Below are 17,172 nucleotides of genomic sequence, written 5' to 3'. Positions count from 1 at the left end.
TGCGGGGGCCGCACCGCGCCTCCCGGGGTGTGGTCACGGAGGAGGTCCCGCGCGACCGGCCGCCGGACGTGGTCCGGCAGGGGCGGGTCAGGGGCCGATCGCGCGGATGAAGTGGTCGCCGGCCCGGGCGCGGCCCGAGGCCGAGACGGTGAAGCGGACGATGTCGCTGCGGTAGCGGTCGTCCGAGGCCTCGAACGTGCGACCGTCGGCGCCGCGCGTGACCCGGTGCAGGCGCAGGATCGGCGTGCCCGGCTCGACCCCCAACAACTCGGCGTCGAGGTCGTCGGCGGCGACCGCGTCGATCTCGTGGTCGATGTCGGCGTAGCCGTAGCCGCGCGAGTCGAGGTACTCGGTGATCGACACCGTGTCGAGGTCGACGTCGAGCAGCACGCGCCCGACCTCCTCGATGAAGGTGAGCCGCTCGAGCATCGTGGGGCGACCGTCCACGAGTCGCAGGCGGACGACGTCGACCACGAGGTCGCCGGGCTCGATACCGAGCGAACGGGCCTTGTCGTCGTCGGCACGGCGCAACGAGATCTCTTGCGTGCGGGCCCCGGGCTCGCCGCCGACGTCGCGCACCCACTTCGTGAAGGGGATCGACACGTCGACCGGGTGGTGCGCCTTGCGGGCGACGACCCGTGCCGGACGACCGCGCCGGGTCTCGACCAACCCCTCGGAGCGCAGGGCGGCCAGGGCGTTGCGGATCGGCCCGCGCGAGGTCCGCCACTGCTCGGCCAGCTCGCCCTCGCTCGGCACGTCGTCGCCGACCGCGAGGTCGCCGCTCAGGATGCGTCGACGCAGGTCGTCGGCGATCTGCTCGTAGAGGGTCGAGGGCACGTGCGGATCTTACCGAGCGGGTGGCAGCTGAGGAGGATGTCGAGCTCCGGGCGTTCGACACCGCAGGTGTAATGACCATTTCTTTTGCGAAGGAGCGCTTGAGCAGTGTTCCGGCTGCCATCACGAGAGCGGCCGCCCCGGTGCCGCTCGGTGAGAGCGGCCGGTTGACGGGGCCTTGCGCGACGCGGTCGGCTGACGCCTGGCCCAACCACGTCGACAGGGCGGCCGAAGGGGTCACCGCCAGGGCATCCCACCGCGCCCCGCCCGCGTCGTAGCGTGTGGGCATGGACACCGAGAGCGAGATCCGTGACTTCCTGACCAGCCGACGGGCGCGGGTGCGGCCCGAGCAGGTCGAGCTGCCGGGCGGACCCGGGCGCCGCGTGCCCGGACTGCGGCGGAGCGAGGTGGCGCTGCTCGCGGGCGTCAGCGTCGAGTACTACACGCGACTCGAACGCGGACACCTGGGCGGAGCGTCCGAGGCCGTGCTCGACTCGCTCGCGACGGCGCTGTTGCTCGACGACGCCGAACGCGAGCACCTGGCCGACCTCGCCCGCGCCGCTGCCGAGTCGCCCGTGCGCGCCCGGCGTTGCCGCCGTGCGCCCGAGAGCGTCTCGCGCAGCATGCAGCTCGTGCTCGACGCGGTGACGGCCGGGCCCGCGTTCGTCCGCAACGGCCGGATGGACGTGCTCGCCGAGAACGCCCTGTTCCGCGCCCTGTACTCCGACCTCTACGCGCTCGACGAGCGGCCGGTGAACCTCGCCCGCTTCGTCTTCCTGCACCGCGAGCTCGCCGAGGCCTTCTACCCGTCGTGGTCGGTCGCGGCCGACATCAACGTGGCCATCCTGCGCACCGAGGCGGGCCGCGACCCGCACGACCGGGCGCTGCACGACCTCGTCGGCGAGCTCTCCACCCGGAGTGACGAGTTCCGCACTCGCTGGGGCGCGCACGAGGTGCGCCACCACGCCTCGGGCCAGAAGCTCTTCCACCACCCCGTCGTCGGCGACCTCGACATGGTCTACGAGGCGATGGAGCCGATGGGCCGCCCGGGCCTCAACTTCTTGGTCTACAGCGCCGAGCCGGGGTCGCCCACCGAGGACCGCCTCCGCCTCCTCGCCAGCTGGGCCGCACCGCAGGCCGCCGCCCAGGCCGCGCCCGGGCCGGCCGGCGAGGCCGTCGACGCGACGCGCGCCTCCGGGGACGACGCGACGCGCGCCTCCGGGGTCGACGCGACCCGCGCCTCCGGGGCCGCCTCGTCCCCGCAGGCGGGGGAGGCGCGCTCGTGAAGTACACGCGCCTCGGCACCACAGGCCTGCAGGTCAGCCGCATCGGGCTCGGCTGCATGAGCTACGGCGACCCCACCCGCGGCCTGCACTCGTGGACGCTCGACGAGGAGGCGTCGGCGCCATTCTTCCGCCAGGCCGTCGAGCTCGGGGTGACGTTCTGGGACACCGCGAACGTCTACCAGCAGGGCACCGGCGAGGAGTTCGTCGGCCGGGCGATCCGCGAGTACACGAGACGCGAGGACGTCGTGCTGGCGACCAAGGTCAGCGGTCGGATGCACGACGGCCCGGGCGGCTCGGGCCTGTCGCGCGCGGCGATCCTCGAGCAGGTCGACGCTTCGCTGACGCGCCTCGGCACCGACCACGTCGACCTCTACCAGATCCACCGGTTCGACCCCGAGACCCCGGTCGAAGAGACCATGGAGGCGCTCCACGACCTGGTGGGGGCGGGCAAGGTCCGGTACACGGGCGCGTCGAGCATGTACGCCTGGCAGTTCGCGAAGATGCAGACCGCCGCCGTGGTCAACGGCTGGACGCCCTTCGCCACGATGCAGGACCAGTACAACCTGCTCAAGCGAGAAGAAGAGCGCGAGATGATCCCGCTCTGCGCCGACCTCGGCGTGGGGCTCGTGCCGTACTCGCCGCAGGGCAAGGGGCGGCTCACCCGACCGCGCGGCGCGACCACCGAGCGTTCGGCGGTCGACGAGGTCGCGAAGGCCTTCGACAGCGACGACGACGGCCCGATCGTCGACGCCGTCGAGCAGGTCGCCGACGAGCACGGGGTGTCGATGGCGCAGGTCGCGGTGGCGTGGGTGCTGCGCAACCCCGTCGTGTCGGCCCCGATCGTCGGCGCCACGAAGCCGCACCACCTCGCCGACGCGGTCGCCGCCCTGGACGTCGAGCTGACCGACGACGACGTCCGCCGGCTCGAGGAGCCCTACCGCCCGCAGGCGCCGTTCTGGTGGTGACGCCGCGGCGCTCCGTTCGTCCGTGACCGGGCCCGTCAGGCCGTGGCTCAGGCCGGGCGGGCAGCGACCGTGACTCAGGCCGGGCGGGCCGCGACGCCGTCGAAGAGCAGCCCGACGGTCGCCTCGAGCGCGGCCGGCCCGGGGTCGCGGCGGGTCACGACGTGCAGCAGCACGGTGCCGATCAGCGACTCGACCAGGGCGTCGAGCGGCGCGTCGTCCCGGAGCTGCCGCGCGCGCCTCCCGGTCTCGAGACGGGCCAGCAACGCAGCCCTCGTGACCGAGGTGACCCGGTCGTCGTACTGCTCGGCGACGGCGGCGTCCTCGGCGGTCGCCGCGATCGACGCCCGGACCAGCCCGCCCGCCGCGGGCGAGGCGAAGGCCGCGAAGGAGGCGCGGAGCCAGTCGAGCACGTCCCGACGCACGTCGCCCGTGTCGGGCACCTCGAGGTGGGGCAGCAGGTGTCCCGTGAGCATGCCCTCGGCCACGAGTGCCGCCTTGGCCGGGTACCAGCGGTAGATGGTCGCCTTGCCCACCCCGGCCGCCGCCGCGATGCGGTCGAGCGACAGCTTGTCGTAGCCGCGCTCGGCCAGCTCGTCGCGGGTCGCCTCGAGGATCGCCAGACGGGCGGCCTCGCTGCGGGCGCGACCGGGGCGGGCGGGGCGTGCGGTGCTCATCGGTCCATCCTCGTGCACCCCTCGTGCCGTCTCCTGCCCGCCCGGTCTCGCCGCCGCCGGCGGCCGCCCGGTCTCGCCGCCGCAGGCCGAGGCCCGCCGCCGTCCGCCGCTACTGCACCGACCAGCCGCCGTCGCTGGCGAGGATCGCGCCGTTGACGTTCACGGCGTCGTCGCTCAGCAGGAAGGTGATCGACGCGGCGAGCTCCTCGGCGGTCGCGATCGTCGGGATCGCCGCCTGGAAGGGCCGCAGCCGCGCCGACCCCGCCTCGGACACGTTCGCCGGGAAGGGGATGCCCGTCGCGACGCCGCCGGGGGCGACCGCGTTCACCCGGATGCCCTGCGTCGCGTACATGAACGCCGCGGACTTCGTCAGCCCGACCACGCCGTGCTTCGACACCGTGTAGGCGTTGCCCGACGCGTTGCCGCGCAGCCCCGCCTCGGAGGCGACGTTCACCACCGAGCCGCGCCCGGCCGCGAGCATGACGGGGATCACGGCGCGCGACAGCTTGAACGCGCCGGTCAGGTTGATGCCGATGACGCGGTCCCACATCGCGTCGCTGGTCTCGTGCAGCGGCGAGAAGTCGTCGTTGACGCCCGCGATGTTGGCGAGGGCGTCGATGCGGTCGCCGGCGGCCGCGACCACGGCGTCGACGTCGTCCTGCTTGGTGATGTCGCCGACCACGGTCACCAGGTCGGCGTCGGGCAGGGAGGCGACCAGCGCCTCCAGCTTGTCGGCGAAGAGGTCGACGGCGACGACGCGACCGCCCTCGCGGGCCACACGCGACGCCGTCGCGCGGCCGATGCCGGACGCGGCACCCGTGACGACCACCGTCCGGCCCGCGAAGCGCCCGGGCGTGACGGTCTCGCGCCACGGGCCGTCGGCGTCGTCCGCCTCGTCGGGCACGACCCCTCCGTTCACCTGCAGCACCAGTCCGTCGACGAGTTCCTGCGGCACCTGCCCTTGGCTCATCACGACGAGTTGCTGCAGCGGCAGGCCGCGGACCGGGGCCAGCGCGCTCTCGTCGAACGCGCCTCCCTGGCCGAGGGCGGCGCGGATCGCGGGGCCGCCCTCGGGGTGGTCGAGCCAGGCGCCGACGGTGCTGGAGCCGGTCAGGGGGGCGGTGGCGTCGGACATGTCGTCTCTTCTCTGAGCGGGGAAGTCATTACGAGACAGGTTGTCTCGCATCGAGACGGTACCGCGGTTCGAGCCCCCTCCGGCTGAGTGCCCGCCGAGAGATCGCCGACCGCCGCCCGGCCGCGGGGCATCCCGCCTAGCGTCCCCTGCATGACCGTCACCCTGCCTCCCGCCGCCCGCCTCGACGACCAGACCGTCGTCGTCACCGGGGCCAGCTCGGGCATCGGCCGCGCCGCCGCCCACGAACTCGCCCGCCTCGGCGCCACCGTCGCCGTCGTCGGCCGCAACCCCGACCGCACCCGCACCGTCGCGCACGAGGTCGGTGGCCGGGCCTACCTCGCCGACTTCTCCGACCTCGCGAGCGTCCGTGACCTCGCAGAGCAGCTGCTCGCCGAGTTGCCGCGCATCCACGTCCTCGCGAACAACGCCGGGGCGACGATCCCCGAGCGGTCGACGACCGTCGACGGCCACGAGACGACGTTCCAGGGCAACCACCTCGCACCGTTCCTGTTGACGGCCCTGCTGACGCCGCGCCTCCTCGAGACCGCGAAGGACGCGCGGCCCGGGTCGGTCCGCATCGTCCAGACCTCGAGTGCCGGCAACCTCTTCGGCAAGGTCGACCTCGACGATCTCGACAACTCGGCGGGGCCGTGGGCCGGCGGGTTCCGTGCCTACGGCACCTCGAAGCTGCTCAACGTGCTGTTCACGCGCGAGCTGGCCCGACGCCTGCCGCGCGCCGGCGGCGGGGTCGACGCGTACGCGTTCCACCCCGGGTTCGTCGCCTCGGGCTTCGGCGGCACCGGCGCGTTCATGACGGCCGCCAAGCGCCTCGCGGTCTCGACCGAGGACGGCGCCGAGCCCCTGATCCGCCTCGCCGGGGCGACGACCGTGCCGGCACCGAGCGGCAACTACTTCGACCGGCTCAAGGCGCCGGGCCGCGTGGCGCGCCAGGCGAACGACGCGGACCTCGCCCGCCGCCTGTGGGACGAGAGCGCCCGCCTGCTCGACCTCGACGAGACGATCTAGCGCAGAACGCGCCCCCGCCCGCCCACGATCTCGCCTCGGGCTGGTCGAGTGGTCGCGAAACGTCCTTCCGCGGGATGCGAAGGACGTCTCGAGACCACTCGACCCTCGCGTCGCCAGGGCGACAGCGGGAACGAGGAGGCGCGGGGCGGGCGGGGTACGGACGCCGCTTCCGGCCGCCCAAGTCCCAGCGACTGCCCAGCCGAGGTGGGTGCACCGAGTGCGTCGCTGCACTTAGTGTAGGCAGGTGACCGTCAAGAGCCTGGTGCCCGACCGCCGTGCCGCCCTCAAGGCGAAGCACCGCCAGGACATCGTCGACGCCGCCGACGCGCTCATCGCCGAGCGCGGCGCACCCCGGTTCAGCGTCGACGAGCTCGCCGAACGCGCCGACGTCTCGCGCCGCACGGTCTTCAACCACTTCTCGTCGCTCGACGAGGTCGTCATGACGGCCTGCACCCGAGTGCTCACCGGTGCGGTCGACGAGTTCCGGGCCGCGACCGCCGCGGCGCCCGTCGGGGACGGCAGCCGCGCCTCCTTGTTCGCCGAGATCATCCAGGCCATGCAGGTCATCGACCTGCCGGCGGTCGTCTCGTACCTCTGGGGCGTGCTCGGCGACGACGGCAGCGACCCTCGGTCGCACAGCCTGATCCAGGACGTCTTCACCCGCGTCACCGAGCAGCTCTCGGTCGAGACGGCCGAGCGCAGCCCCGCCACCGACCCGCTCGAGGCCGAGGTGCTCGTCAGCTCGCTGATGAACGGCATCGCCGTCGTCGCCCGGCACTGGATCGTCCGCACCGGGGCCGTCGTCGACGACGACAGCCGCGCGGTCTGGGCCGACCTGCTCGACCGCATGGTGACGAGCATCCGCACCGGCTACGGGCCCACCCCGACCACCCCCTGACCCGTCGGCCGGTGCGCCCGGCCGACCCGCACCTCCTTCTCGACGACGCGACGTGAGGCCCACCCCCCGCAACCCGCATCACCCCGCACCACCCTGGAGGAACAGACACCCATGGCATCCCTGCTCTATCGACTCGGCCGGTTCTCGGCCCGGCGGGCCTGGCTCGTCATCGTGGCCTGGCTGGTCGTGCTCGGCCTCGCCGGCGGCGCCTTCGCGCTGTTCGGCGGCACGCTCACCACGGCCGTCAGCATCCCCGGCACGGCGACCCAGAAGGTCAGCGACGAGCTCGCCGAGAAGTTCCCCCAGGCCAGCGGCGGCACCGGCACGGTCGTCTTCACGACCACCGACGACTCCGCGTTCACCGACCAGCAGAAGTCCGACATCGCGGCCCTGCTGACCGATGCCGAGGGGCTGGACGACGTCAAGGGCACCACCGACCCCTTCGCCACCCAGCAGCAGATCGACGACCAGGCGCAGAAGATCACCGACGGCCGCGCCCAGATCACCGCCGGCGAGGCGCAACTGACCTCGGGTCAGCAGCAGATCGACGCCGCGACGGCCCAGATCACCGCCGGCCAGCAGCAGCTCGACGCCGCCAAGGCCCAGGCGCAGGCCGCCGGCGAGGCCGCGCTCGCCGCCGCCACGCCCCAGCTCGAGGCGCAGCAGGCCCAGCTCGACGCGGGCACGCAGCAGATCGCCACGCAGCAGGCCACGCTCGACGCGAGCAAGGCCGAGCTCGAGACGCAGAGCGCCACGCTCGAAGAGGGCGCGAAGCTGCTCGAGCTGACCGACGGCATCCGCCAGGTGTCGACCGACGGCACCACCGCCGTCGCGAACATCCAGTTCGACAAGGCCCTCAACCTCGTCACCAGCGAGAACAAGGAGGCCGTCGTCGAGGCGATGGACGACGCGTCGATCGACGGCGTCGCCGTCGAGGTGTCGAACGACATCGCCTCCACCATCCCCGAGGTCTTCGGCCCGGGCGAGGTGGCCGGCGTCTTGATCGCCGCCATCGTGCTGTTCGTCATGCTCGGCACCCTGATCGGTGCGGGCCTGCCCCTGATCAACGCCCTGATCGGCGTCGGCGTCGGCGTGCTCGCCTCGCTGTCGCTGTCGGGCGCCGTGGAGATGCTCTCGGTCACCCCCGTGCTCGGCGTCATGCTCGGGCTCGCGGTCGGCATCGACTACTCGCTGTTCATCCTCAACCGGCACCGCACCCAGCTGAAAGAGGGGGTGCCGCTGCACGAGTCGATCGGCCTGGCCAACGGCACGTCCGGCAACGCCGTGGTGTTCGCGGGCTCGACGGTGCTGATCGCCCTGCTCGCGCTCAACCTGACCGGCATCCCCTTCCTCGGCCTGATGGGCACGGTCGGCGCCGTCTGCGTGTTCGTGGCGATCCTCATCGCCATCACGCTCACGCCGGCGCTGCTGCGCCTCGTCGGCCTGCGCATCCTGACCAAGAAGGCCCGGAAGGCCGTCGGCCACACCGGCGCCGTGCGCGTCCCGACGAAGCCGATGAGCACCGTCCGGGCCGTGCTGACCCTCGTGGCCGGGGTCGCCGTGCTGCTGATCATCGCGATCCCCGCGCTGTCGATGCGCCTCGGCCTGCCCGCCGGGTCGTCCGAGCCGGTCGACTCGAGCGCGTACAAGGCGTACAAGCTGATCGACGAGAAGTTCGGCGCCGGCGTCAACGGCCCCCTGGTCGTCGTCGCCGACCTGCCGACCGCGATCTCGGACGACGACCTCGTCTCGGAGCAGGTGCGCATCGGCACCATCTTGAAAGGCCAGGACGACGTCGCCGCGATCGCCCCGATCGGCGCCTCGGACGACGACACGCTGCTGGCGTTCCAGGTCGTGCCGAAGGGCGGGCCGACCGCCGAGTCGACCGAGCAGCTCGTGCGCGACCTGCGCGGCCTCGACATCGACGACGTCTCGTCGCTCGGCGTCGCGGGCAACGCCTCGGGCAACATCGACGTGAGCGAGAAGCTGGCGGGTGCCCTGCCGCTCTACCTGCTCGTGGTCGTCGGGCTGTCGCTGATCATCCTGATCTTCGTGTTCCGGTCGATCCTCGTGCCGGTCACCGCCACCATCGGCTTCGTGCTGTCGCTGTTCGCCGCGTTCGGTGGCGTCACCGCGGTCTTCCAGTGGGGCTGGCTCGGCCCGGTGTTCGGCGTGCACGACCCGGGGCCCATCCTGAGCTTCCTGCCCATCCTCATGGTCGGCGTGCTCTTCGGCCTCGCGATGGACTACCAGCTGTTCCTGGTCAGCGGCATGCGCGAGGCGCACGCCCACGGCTCGTCCGCCCGGCTCGCGGTGCAGCGCGGCGTCCACGCCGGACGCACCGTGGTCACGGCCGCGGCGCTGATCATGACGGCGGTGTTCTCGGGCTTCGTGTTCTCGAACTCGGTGCTGATCCAGTCGATCGGCCTGGGCCTGGCGCTGGGGGTGCTCTTCGACGCGTTCGTCGTCCGCCTCCTGCTGATCCCGGCCGTGATGCACCTCCTCGGAGAATCCGCGTGGTGGCTGCCGAAGTGGCTCGACCGCATCCTGCCGGACGTCGACGTCGAGGGCGCCTCCCTCGAACGGTCGCATCCGCACGCCTCGGCCGCGGACGCCGGCTCGGGCGGGCACGTCTCGCACGTCGACCCGACCGTCCCCGTCGACGCGGTGCCCGACGGCAGCGACCCCGACCACCACGGGCGTCACGCCGGCTGACCCCCGCACGTCGCACCGCCGAGTGGACGTCGCACCGCCGAATGCGGCGGTGCGACGTCCACTCGGCGGTGTCGTCCGACCGTGACCGGCCTTCGGAGCGCCACCCGCGCCTCCTGACCTCGGCGCCGTCGGGGCGCAGGAGGCACGGGGCGCAGAAGACACGGGGCGCAGGAGGCACGGGGCGCAGAAGACACGAGGCGCAGGAGGCGCGGGTCGGCCTGCCCACGGAGCCCGGCGGTACCCTGGGGCCATGTCGTCCCCCGCCTGCCCGAGCCGCGCCCCGCGCCGGGTGCGCACGGCACAGCAGGCGTTCCCGAAGCGGTTCGTGCTGACGAAGCGCACCTGCGGAACGAACGGCTGGATGAGCCTGTGGGGCAGCAACGCCCACGGCGAGATCGCCGGGTGCCCGCCGCCCGTGGCGTGACGCCGCTCCTCGTCGTCGACGGGTCGAGCGGTCGTGCCGCCCTGCCCACCTTCGCTCTCGAAAGACGACGACCATGACCCAGCCCACCCCTGCCGACCCGACGGCCACACCTCCCTCCCCGACGCACGCCCCGCACGCCGAGGGTCGGGGAGCCCGCCTCTCGCGGTTCCTCAGTCGTGACACCACCGGTGGCCTGCTGTTGCTCGGTGCGACGGTGCTCGCCCTCGTCCTGGCCAACAGCCCGGCCGGGGCGTTCTACGCGCAGGTGCGCGACGTCTCGTTCGGCCCCGAGGCGCTCCACCTGAACCTGAGCGTCGGGGCCTGGGCGGCCGACGGCCTGCTCGCGATCTTCTTCTTCGTGGTCGGCCTCGAGCTGAAGCAGGAGTTCGTCGCCGGCTCGTTGCGCGACCCCCGGGTCGCCGTGCTGCCCATCGCGGCGGCGGTCGGCGGGGTCGCGCTGCCGGCGCTGATCTTCACGCTGGTCAATCTCGGCGCCGGGCCCGACGCCCTGCAGGGCTGGGCGATCCCGGCCGCCACCGACATCGCGTTCGCCGTCGCCGTGATCGCCGTCGTCGGCAAGCGACTGCCGCCCGCCCTGCGCACCTTCTTGTTGACCCTGGCCGTGGTCGACGATCTCATCGCCATCACGATCATCGCGGTGTTCTACACGGCGGGCATCGCCTTCGTGCCGCTGCTGCTCGCGCTGCTGCCGCTGGCCGCCTTCGCCCTGCTCGTCCGCCGCGGGGTGCGGTCGTGGAGGCTGCTGATCCCGCTCGGGGTCGTCGCCTGGGCGTTGGTGCACGCCTCGGGGGTGCACGCCACGATCGCCGGTGTCGTGCTCGGGCTGCTCGTGCCCGCGGTGGCCACGGCGCGGGCCGGCGTCACGCACGTCGGCCCCGACGGCCACGAGGAGCGGCACCCGCTGACGCACCACTTCGCCGAACGCTGGAGCCCGGTCTCGTCGGGTGTCGCCGTGCCGATCTTCGCGTTCTTCTCGGCCGGCGTCACCGTCGGCGGCTTCTCGGGCCTGGTCGAGTCGCTCGGTGACAGCGTCGCGTTCGGCATCGTCGTCGCGCTCGTGCTCGGCAAGTCGATCGGCATCACGGGGGCGTCGCTGCTGGTCACGCGGCTGCCCGGCATCCGACTCGACCCGACCCTGCGGTGGGGAGACGTCGTCGGCCTCTCGTTCGTGGCCGGCATCGGGTTCACCGTGTCGCTGCTCGTCGGCGAGCTCGCCTACGGAGCCGGCAGCGCTCAGGACGACGTCGTCAAGGTCGGCGTCCTCGTCGGCTCGCTCGTCTCGGCGCTGATCGGCGGCACGATCCTCGCCGTGCGCGGTCGGCGGCGCGCGGGCGCCGAGGCCTGAGCGCAGGAGGCGCGGGTCAGCCCGCGGGACGCGTCGCGACGATCGCCTCCGCGGCCGCGACGAGCACGCGCTCCAGATCCGGCCCATGCGCGTTGCCTGATCCGACCTGCAGCCAGGACCCGTCCGTCAGCACGTTCACGGAGCACGAGCTGCCCTCGCCGTAGAGGCAGACGTATTCGGCACCGTCAGCCCCGGCCACCGTCGCCGGTGAGCGTTCGATCGAGTCCGTCGAGGTCGTCTCGTCGACGGCCCAGCCGCTGCCGGTGCCCAGCGACACGTACACCTCGCCGACCTCGGTGGTCGGGCTGTCGGCGACGGACGGGACCATCCACTGGCACAGCAACGCCTGATCGACCTCGGTGGACATCCGCCCCGGGGCGTAGAGGGGGCTGGGGAACGGCCCCTCGAGTCGGGGCGAGCCGATCACCTCGCCCAACGCCACGCCCGGGGCCAGCCGCGAGCAGTCGTCGACCTGGCTCCACGACGAGGCAGGTCGCGTCCAGGCGGGTCGTGGCACGAGCCCGTCGAGTCGGTCGACGACCAGCTGCAGGGACGCGGTCGTGTTCGCGGCGCGCGTCTCGGCGGTCACCGCCCCTTTCCAACCGTCGACGTCGGTGGACTCGAACTGGACCCACCAGGGCCCGGCGACCAGGCTCGCGAAACAGCCGTCTTCGCTGCAGTTCATGGCCGAACTGTCTCCGACCCCCACCGACCTCCAGCCGGCTCCGCGGAGCGGGTCGACGTTCTCGAGTCCCTTGTCACGATCGGCCGACACCGAGACGATCACGTCCGAGTGCGACTGCACGGACGAGTCCCATGTGCAGGTCAGAACTCCGTTCTCGAGCAACGAGGCCGCGGTCGGGTCGACGAGATCGGGTGCGCCCAGCTCGGGCGACGGGATGAACAGGTCCATCCGGACGCCGCTCGCGAGCGTCGCGCAGTCGATCGGCACGGACGGTTGCGGTGCCACCACGGGTGCCACCGTCGGCGTCGGCCGCGGCGTCGCCGTCGGGGTGACGGTCGGCGACGGCGTGGGCGTGCCGGTCGGCGTGGCCGGGGCCGACGCCCGGAACGGCGAGGGCAGCATGCCGAGGGCGAGGGCTCCCGAGCCGCCGCCGATCGCGAGCAGTGCCGCGAGGCCGAGGCCGAGGCCGAGGTTGCGGTGGCGCTTGCGGCGCGGGGACTCCGTGGTGCGTTCGAGGACGTTCTGCTTCATCGTGACGAGCAGGCGGGCCAGGTCGTCTCCGGTGGGGGGCTCAGAGTTCATCGTTCATCACCGCCTTCTTCTTCAGTCGCGATCGGGTGCGCGACACGCGTTGGGTGACGGCGCCGAGGCTCAGGCCGACCTGCGCCGCGGCCTCGCCGTAGGGGCGTCCCTCGATCAGGCAGAGCTCGACGATCTGCCGGTCGACCGGGCCGAGGGCGTCGATCTCGTCGCGGACCCACCTCAGCCGGTCGCGCGCCTCCTGGCCGTCGTCGGGTGCGACCAGGTCGTCGGGGAGCGCGTCGGCGGCGGTGCGGGCCTGCTTGCGGCGCAGGTTCGCGGCGTGGTTGCGGCAGACGACCAGCAGCCAGGGCAGCAGCGAGTCGTCGGGCAGGTCGATCTGGTCGACCTTCTTCCAGAGGGTGACGAAGGTGTCCTGCACGATCTCCTCGACGTCCATGCGCGTCTCGGCCAGCGCCCAGGCGTACCGGGTCACCGTCGGCGCGTGCCGGTCGAACAGCGCCGACAGCGCGCGCTGGTCACCCCCGACCGTGCGCCTGACGAGCTCGTCGTCGCCCTCCGTGTCGTGATCCACGTCCACCCCCTCACTAGAGGAGTGTCGCGGAACGGACGAACCTGACACGGGATGTCGGACGGGTCGGCGGACGGCCCGTCCCGACGACCGGGGTCCCGGTCACCTGCGGTCGGTAGGGTGCCCGCATGACCCCGACCCGCGCCTCCGTCCTGTTCGTCTGCCAGAAGAACGGGGGCAAGTCGCAGATGGCCGCCGGCCTGATGCGCGACCTCGCCGGCGACGAGGTCGCGGTCGTGTCGGCCGGCACGACGCCCGGCACCGCCCTCAACGCCCAGTCGGTCGCCTCGCTCGCCGAACTGGGCATCGACCTCGGCGACGAGCACCCCAAGGCGCTGACCGAGCAGATGGTGCGCGACGCCGACGTGGTCGTCGTCCTCGGTCAGGAGGCGCGGGTCGACGAGGTGCCCGGCACCCGGTTCGAGACGTGGGTCACCGACGAACCCTCGGAGCGCGGCATCGAGGGCATGGAGCGCATGCGCCTCGTCCGCGACGACATCCGCGCCCGCGTCACCGACCTGCACGCCCGCCTCTGACGCCCCACGACGAACGGAGGCGGTGGTGACCTCTCAACGTCACCACCGCCTCCCGGGCCGCCGCTGCCACGGCCACGGCCCACCCGCGCCGACCTCCACCGTGAACCGGCGGTCGGGCGGGAGCCTGCCCGCTAGCCCTTCACGCCGCCGGCGCTGAGGCCGGACTGCCAGAAGCGCTGCAGGAACAAGAACGCCACGACGAGCGGCAGGATCGACACGAACGACCCGGTCAGCACCGTCGAGAACAGCACCTGGGCGCCGCCGCCCCCGGTCGCCGCCTGCTGCCACTGCGCCAGGCCGACCGTCGCGGGGAAGAGCGACGGGTCGTTCAGCATGATCAGCGGCAGGAAGTAGTTGTTCCAGGTCGACACCAGCGCGAACAGCAGCACGGTGACGATGCCCGGCGCGAGCAGCCGCGACGCGATCGTCAAGAAGATGCGCAGCTCGCCCGCCCCGTCGATGCGGGCCGCCTCGAGCAGGCTGTCGTCGACCGCCTCGCTCGCGTAGACGCGCATGAGGTAGACGCCGAACGGGCTGACCAGCGACGGCAGGATGATCGCCCACGGGGTGTCGACCAGGTTCGCCGCGCTGAACAGCAGGTAGGTCGGGATCGCCAGGGCCGTCAGCGGCACCATGACCGCGCCGAGGATCAGCCCGAAGACGAACGACTTGCCCTTGAAGACGTACTTCGCCAGCGAGTAGCCGCACATCGTCGCGAGCACCGCGGCACCGACCGAGCTGACGACGGCGTAGAGCACCGTGTTGCCCATCCACTGCACGAAGATGCCGTCCTGGAAGGTGAACAGCTGCGCCAGGTTGTCGCCGAGGGCGAAGGTGCGGCCGAAGGCCAGGCCGAACGTCGAGAAGATGTCGCCGTTCGTCTTGGTCGCCTGGATCGCCAGCCAGACGAGCGGCAGCAGGAAGTACGCCAGCGTGATCCAGAGGATCACGGTGAGGATCGGCGTCTTGCGCTTCGACCGCTCGACGCGACGTCGCGGGCGTCGCCGACCCGCGCCTCCCGAGGCGTCGAGACGTCGGGCGGGGCGGTCGACCGAGGTGGCCCCGGCGGTGTCGACGGGTGCGGGTGCGATCGTCACGACAGTCGCTCCTTGCGTGAGGTGGCGAGCTGCACCACGTAGCTGATGATCATGATGAGGAACCCGAGCAAGAAGGCGATGGCCGCGGCGTAGTTGACGTCCTGGTTCTTGAACGCGACGTTGTACGCGTAGAGGTTCGGGGTGAAGTCCGACCCGATCGCGTTGGGCGCGATGCTGTAGAGCAGGTTGGGCTCGTTGAACAGCTGGAACGAGCCGATCACCGAGAAGATCACGGTCAGCAGGATCGCCGAGCGGATCGCCGGGATCTTGATGCTCCACGCCACCCGGAAGGGCCCGGCACCGTCGATCTCGGCCGCCTCGTACATCTCGGTCGGCACGCTGCGCAGTGCGGCGTAGAGCACGATCATGTTGTAGCCGATGAACTCCCAGCTGACGATGTTCATCGTGCTGCCGAGCACGTTCTGCGGCGAGAGCAGGTCGGGCGGGGTGAGCCCGAGACCGCTGATCACCTGGGCGATCAGGCCCGACTCGCGGCCGTAGAGGTAGCCCCACATCAGCGTCGCGACGACGCCGGGCACGGCGTAGGGCACGAAGATCGCCAGGCGGACGAACTTGCTGCCGGCCACCCGACCCGTGTCGAGGGCGAGGGCGACGAACAGGGCGATCACGAGCATGATCGGCACCTGCACGAAGAGGAACAGCGCGACGCGGCCGAGGCCGGCCCAGAAGCTGGGGTCGCTCAGGGCGCGGCTGTAGTTGGCCAGGCCCGAGAAGACCTGCCCGCCGACCAGCTGCGAGGTGAAGGTGCTGAGGTACCCCGCGTAGCCGAGCGGCACGAGGAACATCGCGGCGAACACGATCAAGAACGGGATCGCCAGCGCCCAGGCCGCGACGAGCTGCGGACGGTGCAGCGAGCTCGTGCGCCGCGGGGTGGCGGGCTGACGGGACGAGGAGGCGCGGGTCGCGTCTCGACGAGGGGTGACGGAGGTGGACATGGGGCTCCTTGCCGGGCTGGAGGGGGTGCCGCCCGCGGGCGGGCGGCACCCCCGTGAGCACTACTTGACGGTGAAGCCCTGCTGCTTCGCGTAGGTGGTGACGTCGTCCTGCCACGCCGTCAGCGCCGCGGACAGGTCGGAGTGGTCGGCGATCGCCTTGCCGAGCGTGTCGTTGAAGCTCGAGTAGACGTAGTCCATGAACGGCAACCACTGGAAGTCGGTGCTGACCGTGTCCGAGACGCCCGCGAAGAGCTCGTTGACCTTCTGGCCGCCGTAGAAGTCCGAGGCGGTGTCGGTGAAGTCGCTGCTCGACAGGGTGTCGGTCGTCGTCGGGAACAAGAACTGCTTGTTAGCGAACGCGAGGGTCGACTCGGGGTCGCTGTTCAGGAACTTGCTGAACTCGGCTGCGGCGATGGGGTTCTGCGTGCCCGTGATGACGGCGTCGCTCGACCCGCCCCAGTTGCCCGAGACGTCCTCGCCGGCCTTCCACTGCGGGATCTTCGCGGCGGTCCACTTGCCGCTCGTGTTGGCGGCGGTGCCCTGCAGGAACACGGGGCCCCAGGCGGCGGTCTGCCAGCTGGCGTACTTGCCCGACGAGAAGCCCTGGTACCAGGCGTCGTTGAAGTCGGCGTCGGTCGAGACGAGGTCCTTGTCGATGAGGTCCTGCCAGAAGGTCACGACCTTCTGCGTCTCGGTCGAGTCGAGGTCGATGCCGACGGTCTTGTCACCGTCGTACGAGAACGGCTTGGCGCCGGCCTGCCAGAACAGCCCGACGACCTGGCCGGGGTCGTTGCCCGGCAGGTTCGAGATGTACGAGCCGGTCTTGTCCTTGATCGTCTGGGCGTCCGAGGCGAAGTCGGCCCAGGTCTCGGGCGCCTCGGTCAGTCCGGCCTGCGCGTAGATGTCCGAGCGGTAGAGGTTGCCGAGCGGGCCGGAGTCCTGCGGCACCGACCAGACGCCGGTGTCGTCCGCGACCTGGTTCCAGACCCACGGGACGTACTTCGACTCGAGGTCCGCGCCTCCGTAGGGGGTCAGGTCGACGAGGCTGCCGGTCTGACGGAACGACGGGATGTACTGGTACTCGATCTGGGCGACGTCGGGCGCGCCCTTGCCGGCCTTGAGCGCGGTGCGCAGCTTCGGGTACTGCGCGGTGCCCGTGCCGACGTTCACGACGTCGACCTTGATCTTCGGGTACTTCGCCTCGAAGAGGTCGACCTCTTGCTGGATGTCGGGCACCCAGGTCCAGAAGGTGAGGGTGGTGTCGGTGTCCATGGCCTTGTCGATGTCTGCCTGCGACACGGGGGCGGTGGTCGACCCGCCGCCCGATCCGCCGGACGGCGCGCAGCCGGTCAGCACGAACGCCGACACGACGGCGAGTGACACGAGCGCCTTTGCTGTGGTCTTTCTCTTCATGGTGGTTCTTCCTCGAGGGGGTGGGGAGCGGGAGTGGTGGTTCAGGGGAGG

Annotated in this window: 16 protein-coding genes; 8 read left to right on the top strand and 8 right to left on the bottom strand. The window is 71.9% G+C overall.

What is annotated here, in order from left to right; all coding sequences use genetic code 11:
• Positions 1-87 precede the first annotated feature (87 nt).
• Entirely contained in the window at positions 88-837 is a 750-nt protein-coding gene (locus ASG05_RS09210) for a GntR family transcriptional regulator (RefSeq protein ID WP_056259995.1), read from the bottom strand.
• Between the two features lie 284 nt (positions 838-1,121).
• On the opposite strand from ASG05_RS09210, the gene ASG05_RS09205 reads away from it, so the two are divergent.
• Together ASG05_RS09205 and ASG05_RS09200 are read left to right on the top strand one after the other, a co-directional pair.
• Positions 1,122-2,120, top strand: coding sequence for a helix-turn-helix transcriptional regulator (locus ASG05_RS09205; protein WP_082486585.1), 999 nt, complete (start codon positions 1,122-1,124; stop codon positions 2,118-2,120).
• The gene (locus tag ASG05_RS09200) at positions 2,117-3,085 is read left to right on the top strand and encodes an aldo/keto reductase (protein ID WP_056259993.1); all 969 of its coding nucleotides are present in this window, start codon (positions 2,117-2,119) and stop codon (positions 3,083-3,085) included. The genes ASG05_RS09205 and ASG05_RS09200 overlap by 4 nt, the downstream gene beginning before the upstream one ends.
• Positions 3,086-3,159: 74 nt before the next feature.
• Here the strand turns inward: ASG05_RS09200 and ASG05_RS09195 are convergent, their stop codons facing one another.
• Both ASG05_RS09195 and ASG05_RS09190 read right to left on the bottom strand, forming a co-directional pair.
• Complete coding sequence (locus ASG05_RS09195; RefSeq protein ID WP_056259992.1) at positions 3,160-3,759, bottom strand: TetR/AcrR family transcriptional regulator; 600 nt, start codon at positions 3,757-3,759, stop codon at positions 3,160-3,162.
• Positions 3,760-3,868: 109 nt separating this feature from the next.
• Positions 3,869-4,894 (bottom strand): SDR family NAD(P)-dependent oxidoreductase, encoded by a 1,026-nt coding sequence (locus tag ASG05_RS09190; RefSeq protein ID WP_056259989.1) that lies wholly within the window; start codon positions 4,892-4,894, stop codon positions 3,869-3,871.
• A 150-nt stretch (positions 4,895-5,044) separates the two neighbouring features.
• Between ASG05_RS09190 and ASG05_RS09185 the strand changes: the two genes are divergently transcribed.
• The 5 genes from ASG05_RS09185 (at position 5,045) to nhaA (ending at position 11,323) form a co-directional block, all read left to right on the top strand.
• The gene (locus tag ASG05_RS09185; RefSeq protein ID WP_056259987.1) at positions 5,045-5,920 is read left to right on the top strand and encodes an SDR family NAD(P)-dependent oxidoreductase; all 876 of its coding nucleotides are present in this window, start codon (positions 5,045-5,047) and stop codon (positions 5,918-5,920) included.
• Positions 5,921-6,164: 244 nt separating this feature from the next.
• Entirely contained in the window at positions 6,165-6,818 is a 654-nt protein-coding gene (locus ASG05_RS09180) for a TetR/AcrR family transcriptional regulator (protein ID WP_056259985.1), read from the top strand.
• Positions 6,819-6,929: 111 nt separating this feature from the next.
• On the top strand, positions 6,930-9,533 hold the full coding sequence (locus tag ASG05_RS09175) for an MMPL family transporter (protein ID WP_082486584.1): 2,604 nt from the start codon (positions 6,930-6,932) through the stop codon (positions 9,531-9,533).
• Between the two features lie 250 nt (positions 9,534-9,783).
• A complete protein-coding gene (locus tag ASG05_RS16300) occupies positions 9,784-9,957 on the top strand; it encodes a hypothetical protein (RefSeq protein ID WP_157490152.1) in 174 nt (57 codons plus the stop codon).
• Between the two features lie 73 nt (positions 9,958-10,030).
• The gene (nhaA, locus tag ASG05_RS09170; protein ID WP_056259983.1) at positions 10,031-11,323 is read left to right on the top strand and encodes a Na+/H+ antiporter NhaA; all 1,293 of its coding nucleotides are present in this window, start codon (positions 10,031-10,033) and stop codon (positions 11,321-11,323) included.
• Positions 11,324-11,339: 16 nt separating this feature from the next.
• Here the strand turns inward: nhaA and ASG05_RS09165 are convergent, their stop codons facing one another.
• Complete coding sequence (locus ASG05_RS09165) at positions 11,340-12,590, bottom strand: hypothetical protein (RefSeq protein ID WP_056259981.1); 1,251 nt, start codon at positions 12,588-12,590, stop codon at positions 11,340-11,342.
• Positions 12,580-13,122, bottom strand: a complete 543-nt coding sequence (locus ASG05_RS09160; protein WP_082486699.1) for an RNA polymerase sigma factor — start codon at positions 13,120-13,122, stop codon at positions 12,580-12,582. The genes ASG05_RS09165 and ASG05_RS09160 overlap by 11 nt, the downstream gene beginning before the upstream one ends.
• 125 nt (positions 13,123-13,247) lie before the next feature.
• Between ASG05_RS09160 and ASG05_RS09155 the strand changes: the two genes are divergently transcribed.
• On the top strand, positions 13,248-13,655 hold the full coding sequence (locus ASG05_RS09155) for a low molecular weight phosphatase family protein (RefSeq protein ID WP_056259977.1): 408 nt from the start codon (positions 13,248-13,250) through the stop codon (positions 13,653-13,655).
• Positions 13,656-13,786: 131 nt separating this feature from the next.
• Here ASG05_RS09155 and ASG05_RS09150 read toward each other — a convergent pair whose 3' ends face one another.
• The 3 genes from ASG05_RS09150 to ASG05_RS09140 are packed head-to-tail and all read right to left on the bottom strand — an operon-like array spanning position 13,787 to position 17,121.
• Positions 13,787-14,752 (bottom strand): carbohydrate ABC transporter permease, encoded by a 966-nt coding sequence (locus tag ASG05_RS09150; protein ID WP_082486583.1) that lies wholly within the window; start codon positions 14,750-14,752, stop codon positions 13,787-13,789.
• Positions 14,749-15,708 carry a carbohydrate ABC transporter permease gene (locus tag ASG05_RS09145; protein ID WP_056259975.1) on the bottom strand — a complete coding sequence of 320 codons (960 nt, stop codon included), beginning with the start codon at positions 15,706-15,708 and terminating at the stop codon, positions 14,749-14,751. The genes ASG05_RS09150 and ASG05_RS09145 overlap by 4 nt, the downstream gene beginning before the upstream one ends.
• Before the next feature lie 60 nt (positions 15,709-15,768).
• Complete coding sequence (locus ASG05_RS09140) at positions 15,769-17,121, bottom strand: ABC transporter substrate-binding protein (protein ID WP_056259972.1); 1,353 nt, start codon at positions 17,119-17,121, stop codon at positions 15,769-15,771.
• Between the last annotated feature and the right edge of the window lie 51 nt (positions 17,122-17,172).

Origin of the sequence: Frigoribacterium sp. Leaf186, from assembly GCF_001423905.1 — a bacterium.
Taxonomy (GTDB): Bacteria; Actinomycetota; Actinomycetes; order Actinomycetales; family Microbacteriaceae; genus Frigoribacterium.
This window is presented reverse-complemented; position numbering and strand designations above follow the sequence as displayed.

Coding starts and splice junctions, on each gene's coding strand:
- ASG05_RS09205 (WP_082486585.1), top strand. CDS start 1,122: ATGGACACCGAGAGCGAGATCCGTGACTTCCTGACCAGCCGACGGGCG.
- ASG05_RS09195 (WP_056259992.1), bottom strand. CDS start 3,759: ATGAGCACCGCACGCCCCGCCCGCCCCGGTCGCGCCCGCAGCGAGGCC.
- ASG05_RS09190 (WP_056259989.1), bottom strand. CDS start 4,894: ATGTCCGACGCCACCGCCCCCCTGACCGGCTCCAGCACCGTCGGCGCC.
- ASG05_RS09185 (WP_056259987.1), top strand. CDS start 5,045: ATGACCGTCACCCTGCCTCCCGCCGCCCGCCTCGACGACCAGACCGTC.
- ASG05_RS09175 (WP_082486584.1), top strand. CDS start 6,930: ATGGCATCCCTGCTCTATCGACTCGGCCGGTTCTCGGCCCGGCGGGCC.
- ASG05_RS16300 (WP_157490152.1), top strand. CDS start 9,784: ATGTCGTCCCCCGCCTGCCCGAGCCGCGCCCCGCGCCGGGTGCGCACG.
- nhaA (WP_056259983.1), top strand. CDS start 10,031: ATGACCCAGCCCACCCCTGCCGACCCGACGGCCACACCTCCCTCCCCG.
- ASG05_RS09165 (WP_056259981.1), bottom strand. CDS start 12,590: ATGAACTCTGAGCCCCCCACCGGAGACGACCTGGCCCGCCTGCTCGTC.
- ASG05_RS09155 (WP_056259977.1), top strand. CDS start 13,248: ATGACCCCGACCCGCGCCTCCGTCCTGTTCGTCTGCCAGAAGAACGGG.
- ASG05_RS09145 (WP_056259975.1), bottom strand. CDS start 15,708: ATGTCCACCTCCGTCACCCCTCGTCGAGACGCGACCCGCGCCTCCTCG.
- ASG05_RS09140 (WP_056259972.1), bottom strand. CDS start 17,121: ATGAAGAGAAAGACCACAGCAAAGGCGCTCGTGTCACTCGCCGTCGTG.